This window comes from Roseateles agri, assembly GCF_034043675.1.
Lineage (GTDB): Bacteria > Pseudomonadota > Gammaproteobacteria > Burkholderiales > Burkholderiaceae_C > KK5.
Genome location: NZ_JAXCLA010000010.1, coordinates 314,972 through 324,394 on the forward strand (window position 1 = coordinate 314,972; position 9,423 = coordinate 324,394).

A 9,423-nucleotide genomic window follows, 5' to 3' on the forward strand; every position below is an offset into this window, starting at 1 on the left:
GCTCAGAGGCCCCCATAGCCGGCGCGGGCATCACCCTCGGGCTCACCCTCGGTGAACAGCTCGCGCTGCCGCACGGCGCTGGTCGACACCTTGCCGCGCGTGGCGGGGCTCAGACCGAACTCGGCGAGGAAGGTCTGCACCTGCTGGGCGGCCTTGTTCGCGATCACCCAGTGCGGCGAGTACGTCATGTGCCCGCCGGGCGTCGGGATCGTCATGCCGTCGCCGCCCTTCCACTCCTCCCCTCGGGCTTCGGCCTCGGCCCGCCGAGTCTCGGCAATGCCCATGGCGCGCGCGAGCTGCTCTTCGGACCACACTAGGCGCGCCCAGGCCTGGCAGTACAGCGCAAGCGCTGACCGATCCAGCTTCGAGATGAGTCCGTAGCGCTCCAACTCGGGCGCGATGCGCCGCCATTCCTTGCGAGCCTCGGGCAGCAGGTGCTTCGGGCAGCCGGGAATCTCGACCTCGGGCTGTAGGCCATCGGTAAGGTCCGCAGCGGACAGCTTGCTGGGGTTGCCCCGCAGCAGGTGCACGTTGGCGGGGAGCGCTTTGCGCCCCATCAGCAACCGCCCTTCGTGCCGGCAGGGGGTACCCCCCCTCCCTGATATCCCGCACGCGAAAATTCGACTAGACGATCGGTCCGGAGACTCGACGCCCCAGACTTTCGAGCCCCCCCGGGGGTCTGGGCCTCGGGCGCCGGGGCCACGGGAAGGCCGCCAGCGCGCGCCTGGACGGCCTCAGCGGCCGTCTTCGAGGCGTGGCAGTCGGTGCAGATGGTCTGCAGGTTCGACGGCTCATCGGTCCCGCCAGCGGCCTTCGCGAGCACGTGGTCGACGGTGCGGCAGCTGGGCGTGGTGACACCGTTGCGCAGGCAGGGCTGGCACAGGCCGGCATCGCGGCGCAGGATCTGACGGCGCAGCTTGTCCCAGGCAGTGCCGTAGCCTCGCTCATGCCGTGAGCCACGGCGGCTGTCGGCGAAGCTGCCCGGCTTCACCTTGTGATCCATGCAGCGGCTCGACCCGTCAGAGACGAGGGCCTTGCAGACGGTGCAAGGCCGAGGCGAGGTGGATGGCATGGAAGGGAGCGCAGAAGCGCGAACGCCCAGCGCGATGGCCGGGCGTTCGATGTGGCGCTGAGTGACAGAGCGCCGAATTTGCCTGAAATGTAGCACCAAACAATAACGCGTCAAACTCCTTTTTGCGGGCGAGCGCTGGTGCCGTCACCGTGGGTCAGCAAGGCAGGCCGCAGCAGCAGGTGTGCCCGCGCGACGCGCTGGGTGACGGTGCTCGCCGAGCACTGCAGACGCTCGGCCTGGTCGGCAAGAGACAGGCGCAGGCAGTAGTGCACGACCAGCGTGTTCCCCATGCGCACGCTCAGTGCAGACACGGCGCGATGCGTGCGCCTGGCCGAGCTGTGCACCCCGGTCTTCATCGTGGGCGTCAGGCCCGGGCTTGGCGGGCTCCAGTCGGGGTGCAGCACGCTCATGGTGCTGAACCCTGATCCGTCACCGACCTGCAGCCACTGCGCCCATTCGATCAGCAGCCGCTCAATCCTTTCATCTTTCCCCATCTCTTTCCTTTTGAAGGTGAAGGTGTTGCGTGAGTTACGTGAGGTGTTGCGCCGCAAAGGCGCGCCGTTACGCGTGTTGCGCTGTTTCGAGGGGCCTGCCTCGCATGTGAGAAAACGAAGAGCAAGAGGCCATCGGTCGATCGAGCCGGCACGCATGCGTGCGCACGGGGGAAGGCCGCGAAACGGCGCAACACGCGTAACGGCGCGCCTTTGCGACGAAACGGCGTGAGGAACACGAGCAACAGCTAGTTCCCATCGGGAGGCTCCGGCGCACCATCGGCGAACCGCCCGCGGTGCATGAACCGACGAAGGCGCTGCTCGAAGGCGTCGATGCAGCTCGCAGCCCACGCGCCCTCGGTCACCATCCGTCCCGTCACCAGGTCGGGCTCGCGGTTCTCGCACCCTCGCGGAATCCAGATGCGGGCGCACGTGCGGCCGCCGCCCTCGTTCGGTATCTGGACCACCTTCTTCGACAGCAGCGGGTCAAGCCGCCGGCCATCGTCGTCGCGCTCGATGCGCTCGCCGACGAAGCGCTCGGCATCCAGCGTGAACTCGGCCTGCTTCGGCCAGAAGCGCTCGCCCGTCGAGTCGGCCCAGCGGCGGAAGCCGCGGTACAGCTGCTCGACGCTGCACACGCCCATGGGCAGATCCAGGTAGCCGGCGATCCACTCGTGCATGAACCGCTCGCCGGGCTTCAGGCCCCGCTCGATCAGCGAGGCCTTCGCCTCGGTCAGCGGCGGCTTCGTGTGCCGGCTGAAGCCGTCGAGCGGGTAATGCATCAGGAAGTGCAGGAACTTCGCCGCGCCGCCATCCTTCAGGAACGCGCGGACGCGTGCATACAGATCGCCGTCCTCGGCCGTTGGCGTGTAGATCACCAGGAATCGCCGATCACCCTGTTCCAGGGCCAGCGGCTGGCTCTCGTTCGACAGGAACACCAGGTTCGCGTGGTTGCTCTCCCAGCGCGTGTCCATATGCATGGCCCGGATCGGGATCTTGGTCTCCTGCGTGATGATCCACTTCAAGCGGTTCTTGACGTGGTACATCTCCTGCCGGCTCACCACCTCGTCGCCGACGATCAGCATCCGCCGCGACAGCCAGGTGTTGTACTTGTCCTCCAGTTCGGTCTGGCCGACCATCACGCCGTAGGCGCCGTACAGGTCGCGCAGCACGTCGAAGAACAGGTTCTTGCCCGTGCCCTGCGGGCCATGGAACACCAGCGCGGTGTCCATCTTCGAGCCGATGCGCTGCAGCGGCAGCGCGCACCAGCTCAGCACCCAATCGACGATCTCCTCGACGCCCAGCTCGGGCACGCTGCCCGTCGCCCGCGCCCGGCTCGTGCTGCACAGGTGCGTCAGCAGCTCGACCATCACCGCGCAGTCGCCCTCGACCGGCTCCACCGGCAGGCCGGCGAAGAGGTTCAGCTGATCCTCCGGCAGCTCCTGCCCGGGCTCAAAGACGATGTCTTCCAGGTAGATCACACGCCGGTCCGGCGACGCCATCCACACGTTCACCGCGTCCTTGCCGAAGGTGTAGCGCAGGTGCGCGATCTTGATCGCCTCGCGCCGCTCCAGGTCCCAGGCCATCTCCGAGCCGTACTGGTAGGCGAACCGCTCGCGCAGCACCTTCAGGTTCTCAAGCAGGTGCGGCGGCAGCTTCTTCGGCCGCGCCTTCGCGCTCCCCTTTCCCCTGGCGGGCGCTGGATCGTCTTCTTCTTCGTCCTCCTGCCCTCCCGTGTCCGCAGGCGCGGTGGCCGCGCCTGCAGGGGGGAGAGGGGATCTACCTCGCGGCGCCGGTCCAGCCGCAGGCTCGCCTTCGTCGGGCGGCTCGGGCCGGCGAGCCGGAGCGGGCGCATCGCTGCGTCTGCGCTTCTCCTCGATCGGCTGGCCAATGCACGACGCCAGCCACAGCAGCGCCTCGTGTGCAGACAGGCCACGCCGCTCCATCACCACGTCTACGGGCGACTTCCCGGTCTCCTCGCCGAAGTCCATGATGCCGGCCGGCAGCAGCTGCAGGTCTTCCTGCAGGTCGCGGCCCAGCTCTTTCGAGGTGATCCGGTAGCCATCGCGCCATGGCTTGATGCCCGGGAAGACGACGGGCACCCAGCGATCGAGGCAGGTCAGCGCCTCATCGTTGATTCGCCTGAAGTCGTCGCCGGCGTCGCCCGTCTGCACCGCCCGCGCCCGAGGCTTCGGGCTGGCCTTCGGCTTCACCGGCTGCCCGTCGGCCGCCGCCTGGCGCAGTTGCTCGGCCTCGCGCAACGCCCGCTTCTCGTCGCGGCTGCGCTCGTTCGCCTCCTCGCACCAGGTGCGCATCGTCGCCATCGCCTCGACGTCGATGGCGACCGGCTCATCGGCCGAGTCGCCCCAATGCTGGCCCGTGCACGTGAAGAACTGCCGGCTGCAGTACACCTCCAGGCCGATCGCGTCGGACTTGAAGCTCTCCAGCTCGCCGGCCATGATGATGTGCACGCCGGTGCCGGAGACGCTGCGCTCCGCGTAGCCCGGGCACATCGCCAGCACCTTCGCGCAGATCTCGCTGACCTCGCCGCTCTCCGCATCGATCGCGCCGTCGATGTCCACGCCGACCAGGCCGTCACCTGGCAGGAACGCGAAGCCGATGCCGGCCCAGTAGAGGTTCCGCTCGATGGCCTCCATCACCTCGCCGAACGTCACCAGGGCCGCCCGGTCCAGCTCGTCGCCCTGCTCTACCTGCGGCTGCGTCTCGGTGGGCTTGCCGTCCGCGGGCTTCCCGTTCGGCCAGCCGCGGGGCTCGCCCGACATGTAGAACGGCACCTTCGCCGGCTTGCCCTTCGGCTTCGGGATCAAGCGCCACAGCAGCCACTGCTGCCGGTCCCGCATCGCCTGCGGCATGCGCGCCAGGCTCTGGACAAGGCGCGCGCGATCGCGCAGCTGCTGCTCGCGTGACGGCATCAGCGAAGCCCCTGTCGGCGCGCCGCGTTTTCGCGGCTCTGGTGATCGGCGCGGCAGTCCGCATCGCAGTACACGACGTGCGGCATGCACGCCTCGCCACAGTTCGTGCAGACACCGGGCCGGCTGCGCGGCGTTCGTTCCGCCCGCAGCTGCTGCTCCCGCAGCGCCGCTTCGCGCGACTGCTCCTCGCAGAGCGTCGCCATGTCGTCGACGCCAAGCCGTTCCGTCGTGTCACGGCCCCCGAGCGGCGCACGCTCGGGTCCAAGATAGGCGCCGCTCATGCCAGCGCCTCGGCGAACAGCGGCAGCTGCTCCGGCATCCGCAGCTCGTAGAGCGGCACCGGCCGCTTCACGCCCGGCACGCGTGCGGACTTCGGGCTCTTGCGCACCAGGCCGTCGCGGATCAGGTTGCCCAGCGTGCGCCGCGTGGCCTCGAAGCCCACGCAGGCCAGCGCGGCCAGCACGCGCGCCGTCACCGGTTTGCCCAGCTCGCGCATCTTCCGCGTGAGCGCCTGGCGGATCTCGCCGACGGGCCTCACGGCTGCACCTCAATGCGCGGCAGCGCCGCCTGCAGCATCACCTTCATACCCAACCCCTATGAATACTTGATCTAAGAATGGGGCTGACGCCGACCCGCGGCGCCAACCCGGGGACAGCTACTCTTGATTCGTGGCGAGAGTCATCACTTGACCCTCGCCACTTTGGGGCGAGCCACCTTGCGCAGGTGCGCCGGCTTGCCGCCTTCGTGCCGCTCTGCGATGCGCTCGCGCAGCACCTGCAGAGCCTCCTGGAGATCGGCGATCTCGCTGTCGACCTCAGCCATCTCGCGACCGTTGATGTCGTCGTCTTCCAGCGCCTTCGTCACGCAGGTCAGCAGGCCACCGAACTCGCCGACGGCAGTGCTCAGCGCACTGGCCGGCGAGGCGCTGACCTTGGCTGCGCCTCGGCGCCGCTGCAGCGTGTAGCCCAGCGCAGCAGCCTCGACCTGCAGGCCGCCGTGGTCGCCGGTGACCAGCTGCAGCTCGATGGCCTCCTCGGGGCTGAACCACTGCGTCAAGTACGTGGGACTGGCCTTGTGGTTCAGCGTCGGCGCCTTCATGTCGAGCGCCGCGGCAAGTGCCTTCGTGCCCAGCGGGTAGCGCCGCACGGCGCGCTGCAATGCCCGCGTCTTATCCATGCGCCGACTCCGGCGCGGGCCGCTGGGAATCGTCATCGATGACCCCGAGGCGCAGACGCTCCAGGCGCACCACAACATCGCCCCCATCCAGGATTCGGCGTTCGACCGTGAGCACTGGATAGGCGAGCGGCTCCATCCGCAACGTCGCGCCGAACACGTTCGTGAGGTCTTCGACGCCGAGTGCCTTCAGCAGGGCAACGTTGACTTGAGCTGCGCTACGCGCCATGGCTCACCTCCCTAAGCACGGGGGCGGCGTCGGTGCTTTGCCCTGACAGTGACGAGCCTGGAGACTCTCCGGCATGCACATCGACCAGATCGTCAATCGCGACCCGAACCCCATTCCTGCGAGCCAGCTTTATCAGCGCAAGCGCTGTGCTCGCCCGAGGATCCGGTGTCTTGCCCTTTCGAATGTCGCTGATAGTGCTCTGCCCGCAGGCGCACGCCCGCGCGATCTGCGCCTGCGTCATGCCCACCGTCGTCAACTCCGCGACGAGCTGTTGATAGTCCATAGGGTCGGCAGAATATCGGCATACCGATTTTCGGTCAATCGGATTTCCAATATCGGAATGCCGTAGCCTGCCGATATGGCGACCGAATTCGGAAAGCGGCTAAAGGCCGCGCGCGCTCACGCGAAGATGACTCAAAAGACTCTGGCTGCAGCCGTCGGCATTGGTCAAGGCACGCTGTCCGAGCTGGAGAGCGACGGCCATGGGTCCGCGTACACAACGCAGCTCGCCGCTGCATGCAAGGTTGACGCGACTTGGTTATCCAGCGGAGAGGGCGAAATGATCCGCTACGCGCTCCCGCCAGCCCCCGTCACTCACATCGCGGCTCAGCAGTCCACCGACGCGGCCACGCTGATTAGATTGGGGCAAATGCTTGCCAGCCTAGCGCCTGAACGACGGGCACCAGTCGGCGCTCTTCTCAATGGATTCGCTCTTGAGGGCGGCTCCGCTATGTACGTCGACCTGCTGCTGCAGATGATGAGTCGCGGACCCTCAGCAAAGTCTGCCCAGCGATAGTCGCCCCCGCTCGAATTTATTCGTTCCCTAAGCGACGCTAGCCCTTGCCTGACGGTAATCTGACCATCGACCGCATCACGAGCGTTGAGTCGTGCGATTCGACCTCTTTCGACCCTCGCCACCTCAGATTCGGCTGCGCAACCATTCCAGCACGATCATCAACACGAGGCTGACCAGCGCGAGCAAGGGAAGGTTGTCGAAGATTGACCATTTGGCTTGCGTCGGTTCGACTGGAACTAGCGCAACCTGGCAATGCTTGCAACGTGACGCGTCCATCCGAACCAGTTCTCGACAATCGGGACAGCGCACATGCGTCTTCGCCGTGGGTGCCTCGGGGTCGTGTGGAGGTTTGCGGCCTGCAATGATCATGAGCAGACCGATGACGACTGCACCGAATCCCCACGTACCGGCTTGGCCCATCACCACTCCAAGCGTGCATGACGCCAGGATCCCCAACAGACCCAGCGTGAAGAACAGATAGCCAAACGCGCGCATGTCACCTCCCTTTTTCCGAATTCTAGGAAGGGCATCAGGCGCAGAGGTTCGGTGATTCCCGCATAAATATCGGCAAACCGATTGACACAAAAATCGGTTTGCCGATAATCGCCTTCACCAAACGGAGGCGACCATGCACGCTGCAACTCAGACCCCGATCCAGCCAGGCGCCGGCCGCTTGGTCGAAGACTGGCAGAGCCACCTGAAGTTCGCCGGCCGCGAGCCGCGCACCCTCGCTGAACTCGCGGTCGCCCGCGCCGACCACGAGCACCGCTCGCGACTCGCCGAGATCCGCAAGCTCGGCACGAAGCTCACCCAGCTCGACGCGTTCATCGCACCGCTGGCAGCCAAGGGCATCAAGCTCAATCAGCGCCACATCACCACGTACGACGACGGCAAGACCATCCGGGTTCAGACCGCTATGGGCCAGCGCAATGACGACGCGCTGCACCAGGCGCTCCTGGAGCTGGGCTTCCGCGAAATCGAGCGCAGCCACATGTACAGCACGACCGACATGCTCACGCTGAAGCACGGCCGATCGCTGTTCGTGAAGATCGACGTCAGCCAGTTCAGCACCGGACAGGCGGCGACCGATCAGCACCGCGCCGTCAGCTGGTTTGCACAGCGGAGGTTCGTCCGGCTCTGCGGCGACCAGAGCCTCGGCGGCAAGCCGATCCAGCTCTTCGGCCGCGGCCGCCAGTACTTCGTGCCGGCCGCAGCATGAGCGCGATCTCCGCCATCTGCTTCCACCTGCGCCGCGCGTGGCTGGAGCTGGAGATCCTGCGGCTCTCCGAGCGCCACCGCGAGCTGCGGCACGGCATCGCGCTCGACCAGGCCGCAGCCGCCGTTCATCAGCAGCACTTCAGCAGCTCGCCCGTCCTGCGCGGCCGCATGCACGACGAGAAGCAGCAGCTCGCCAAGGTCACCACGAAGCTGAACGAGCGTCTCTACGCGCTGGCAAAGCTGGAGCTGCGGGCATGAACGCCGCCCAGCTCAACATGCTCGACGCGGCGCCACGCGCTATGCGCGCACCGCTGGCCTGGCTGCAGCACGCGGAGCTGCCGCAGGCCTTCCGCGCCTGCTATCGCTGCACGCACGGTGCCGACCACGGCATTGAGCGCTACTGCCGCCACCCCGAGCTGCTCGACCGCGGCGCATCGCAGCCCGTGGCGATCGTCCGCGCCTGGGGCGGCGGCTGCGGGCCCGACGCCCAGCACCTGACCGATCCAGCCCTCGCCTGACCGGAGGTGCAGCCATGGCCACCACGACCGCTCACGCCGACGTGTCCGCAGATGCCATCGAGCAGCTGTACGCAGACTCGCGCCGCCCCGACTGGCCACCGCTGGCCGAGCTGCGCCGCCACTACGCGATCTACGCCTCGCTGCGCGGCCGCGCGCTGGCCCTCGAACGGGGTCAGCCCTTGCCGCCCGCAGCCCCCTCTCCGCCGCCGGCGCCGGCCCTGACGACGCGCCTTCACCACCCGCCCCAGTTCGATCACAAGCGCCTCGCCGCCGGCGAGCGCGAGGACGACTAACCACCACCAAGCCATCATGACGACTGAACCGATCAAGCCCACACTCACCGCCGAACAACTCGCCGAGCTGAGCCTCGACAGCGGCGAACACATCGACGCGTCCCAGGGGCATTGCCTGCTGGAGGTGGTCAGCCTCTTCGCGGGCGAGCCCTTCAGCGACCACCCCGCATGCGTTGATCCCGTCCTGGCGCAGTTCGGCCGTAGCTGGAACGACGGCATGCGGTCCAACGAAGAGCGCGCCCAGCTCAAGCAGTACATCCCGCTGCTGCCCGGCACGAATCGCGGCGAGGCGCTGAGCCTGAAGCGCAGTTGGATGGCACTGGACTGGGCAATCCGCGTCCACCTGCCACAGTGGCTGGAGCTCTCGCCCGACCTCGCCGAGCACGCAGTGGCCCTGCGTGCGATGGCCCCGATCACAGACCAGCAAGGTCTTGACCTTGCGAGGTCTGCACTCGACAACGCTGCGCGTTGTGCGGCCGCCGCCAGGGCCGCCGCCAGGGCCGCCGCCTGGGCCGCCGCCTGGGACGCCGCCAGGGCCGCCGCCTGGGACGCCGCCAGGGACGCCGCCAGGGCCGCCGCCTGGGACGCCGCCAGGGCCGCCGCCTGGGACGCCGCCTGGGACGCCGCCAGGGCCGCCGCCTGGGCCGCCGCCTGGGCCGCCGCCTGGGACGCCGCCAGGGCCGCCGCCCAAAGGGCGTTG

The 9,423-nt window shown here is 67.8% G+C and carries 16 protein-coding genes; 6 read left to right on the plus strand and 10 right to left on the minus strand.

Going from position 1 to position 9,423, the window contains the following annotated elements; genetic code table 11:
• Positions 1–2: 2 nt before the first annotated feature.
• The 9 genes from SNE35_RS28705 to SNE35_RS28745 form a co-directional block, all read right to left on the minus strand.
• Positions 3–557 (minus strand): phage terminase small subunit P27 family, encoded by a 555-nt coding sequence (locus SNE35_RS28705; RefSeq protein WP_320426480.1) that lies wholly within the window; start codon positions 555–557, stop codon positions 3–5.
• Positions 557–1,003: an HNH endonuclease gene (locus tag SNE35_RS28710; RefSeq protein ID WP_320426481.1), complete on the minus strand. Its 447-nt coding sequence runs from the start codon at positions 1,001–1,003 to the stop codon at positions 557–559. Before SNE35_RS28710 ends, SNE35_RS28705 begins: the two co-directional genes overlap by 1 nt.
• Positions 1,004–1,182: 179 nt before the next feature.
• The gene (locus SNE35_RS28715) at positions 1,183–1,566 is read right to left on the minus strand and encodes an RNA polymerase sigma factor (protein ID WP_320426482.1); all 384 of its coding nucleotides are present in this window, start codon (positions 1,564–1,566) and stop codon (positions 1,183–1,185) included.
• Between the two features lie 245 nt (positions 1,567–1,811).
• Entirely contained in the window at positions 1,812–4,496 is a 2,685-nt protein-coding gene (locus SNE35_RS28720; RefSeq protein ID WP_320426483.1) for a DUF5906 domain-containing protein, read from the minus strand.
• Entirely contained in the window at positions 4,496–4,777 is a 282-nt protein-coding gene (locus SNE35_RS28725; RefSeq protein ID WP_320426484.1) for a hypothetical protein, read from the minus strand. Before SNE35_RS28725 ends, SNE35_RS28720 begins: the two co-directional genes overlap by 1 nt.
• Positions 4,774–5,034 (minus strand): hypothetical protein, encoded by a 261-nt coding sequence (locus tag SNE35_RS28730; RefSeq protein ID WP_320426485.1) that lies wholly within the window; start codon positions 5,032–5,034, stop codon positions 4,774–4,776. The genes SNE35_RS28725 and SNE35_RS28730 overlap by 4 nt, the downstream gene beginning before the upstream one ends.
• A gap of 143 nt (positions 5,035–5,177) precedes the next feature.
• On the minus strand, positions 5,178–5,672 hold the full coding sequence (locus tag SNE35_RS28735; protein WP_320426486.1) for a phage regulatory CII family protein: 495 nt from the start codon (positions 5,670–5,672) through the stop codon (positions 5,178–5,180).
• Entirely contained in the window at positions 5,665–5,898 is a 234-nt protein-coding gene (locus SNE35_RS28740) for a hypothetical protein (RefSeq protein WP_320426487.1), read from the minus strand. The genes SNE35_RS28735 and SNE35_RS28740 overlap by 8 nt, the downstream gene beginning before the upstream one ends.
• Positions 5,888–6,256, minus strand: a complete 369-nt coding sequence (locus SNE35_RS28745) for a helix-turn-helix domain-containing protein (protein WP_348539331.1) — start codon at positions 6,254–6,256, stop codon at positions 5,888–5,890. Before SNE35_RS28745 ends, SNE35_RS28740 begins: the two co-directional genes overlap by 11 nt.
• On the opposite strand from SNE35_RS28745, the gene SNE35_RS28750 reads away from it, so the two are divergent.
• A complete protein-coding gene (locus SNE35_RS28750) occupies positions 6,257–6,694 on the plus strand; it encodes a helix-turn-helix domain-containing protein (protein WP_320426489.1) in 438 nt (145 codons plus the stop codon).
• A gap of 123 nt (positions 6,695–6,817) precedes the next feature.
• On the opposite strand, the gene SNE35_RS28755 is transcribed toward SNE35_RS28750, so the two are convergent.
• Positions 6,818–7,189: a hypothetical protein gene (locus tag SNE35_RS28755; protein WP_320426490.1), complete on the minus strand. Its 372-nt coding sequence runs from the start codon at positions 7,187–7,189 to the stop codon at positions 6,818–6,820.
• Between the two features lie 133 nt (positions 7,190–7,322).
• Here SNE35_RS28755 and SNE35_RS28760 point away from each other — a divergent pair, with 133 nt between their 5' ends.
• The 5 genes from SNE35_RS28760 to SNE35_RS28780 all read left to right on the plus strand — a co-directional run.
• A complete protein-coding gene (locus tag SNE35_RS28760) occupies positions 7,323–7,913 on the plus strand; it encodes a hypothetical protein (RefSeq protein WP_320426491.1) in 591 nt (196 codons plus the stop codon).
• Entirely contained in the window at positions 7,910–8,170 is a 261-nt protein-coding gene (locus SNE35_RS28765) for a hypothetical protein (RefSeq protein ID WP_320426492.1), read from the plus strand. The genes SNE35_RS28760 and SNE35_RS28765 overlap by 4 nt, the downstream gene beginning before the upstream one ends.
• Entirely contained in the window at positions 8,167–8,430 is a 264-nt protein-coding gene (locus SNE35_RS28770) for a hypothetical protein (RefSeq protein ID WP_320426493.1), read from the plus strand. The genes SNE35_RS28765 and SNE35_RS28770 overlap by 4 nt, the downstream gene beginning before the upstream one ends.
• 14 nt (positions 8,431–8,444) lie before the next feature.
• A complete protein-coding gene (locus SNE35_RS28775) occupies positions 8,445–8,723 on the plus strand; it encodes a hypothetical protein (RefSeq protein WP_320426494.1) in 279 nt (92 codons plus the stop codon).
• 16 nt (positions 8,724–8,739) lie between these two features.
• A partial coding sequence (locus tag SNE35_RS28780; protein WP_320426495.1) for a hypothetical protein occupies positions 8,740–9,423 on the plus strand: 684 nt, incomplete at its 3' end.

Bases quoted from the DNA above. Each gene is read 5' to 3' on its own strand.
- SNE35_RS28705 (WP_320426480.1), bottom strand. From the start codon at position 557: ATGGGGCGCAAAGCGCTCCCCGCCAACGTGCACCTGCTGCGGGGCAAC.
- SNE35_RS28710 (WP_320426481.1), bottom strand. From the start codon at position 1,003: ATGGATCACAAGGTGAAGCCGGGCAGCTTCGCCGACAGCCGCCGTGGC.
- SNE35_RS28715 (WP_320426482.1), bottom strand. From the start codon at position 1,566: ATGGGGAAAGATGAAAGGATTGAGCGGCTGCTGATCGAATGGGCGCAG.
- SNE35_RS28720 (WP_320426483.1), bottom strand. From the start codon at position 4,496: ATGCCGTCACGCGAGCAGCAGCTGCGCGATCGCGCGCGCCTTGTCCAG.
- SNE35_RS28725 (WP_320426484.1), bottom strand. From the start codon at position 4,777: ATGAGCGGCGCCTATCTTGGACCCGAGCGTGCGCCGCTCGGGGGCCGT.
- SNE35_RS28735 (WP_320426486.1), bottom strand. From the start codon at position 5,672: ATGGATAAGACGCGGGCATTGCAGCGCGCCGTGCGGCGCTACCCGCTG.
- SNE35_RS28740 (WP_320426487.1), bottom strand. From the start codon at position 5,898: ATGGCGCGTAGCGCAGCTCAAGTCAACGTTGCCCTGCTGAAGGCACTC.
- SNE35_RS28750 (WP_320426489.1), top strand. From the start codon at position 6,257: ATGGCGACCGAATTCGGAAAGCGGCTAAAGGCCGCGCGCGCTCACGCG.
- SNE35_RS28755 (WP_320426490.1), bottom strand. From the start codon at position 7,189: ATGCGCGCGTTTGGCTATCTGTTCTTCACGCTGGGTCTGTTGGGGATC.
- SNE35_RS28760 (WP_320426491.1), top strand. From the start codon at position 7,323: ATGCACGCTGCAACTCAGACCCCGATCCAGCCAGGCGCCGGCCGCTTG.
- SNE35_RS28765 (WP_320426492.1), top strand. From the start codon at position 7,910: ATGAGCGCGATCTCCGCCATCTGCTTCCACCTGCGCCGCGCGTGGCTG.
- SNE35_RS28770 (WP_320426493.1), top strand. From the start codon at position 8,167: ATGAACGCCGCCCAGCTCAACATGCTCGACGCGGCGCCACGCGCTATG.
- SNE35_RS28775 (WP_320426494.1), top strand. From the start codon at position 8,445: ATGGCCACCACGACCGCTCACGCCGACGTGTCCGCAGATGCCATCGAG.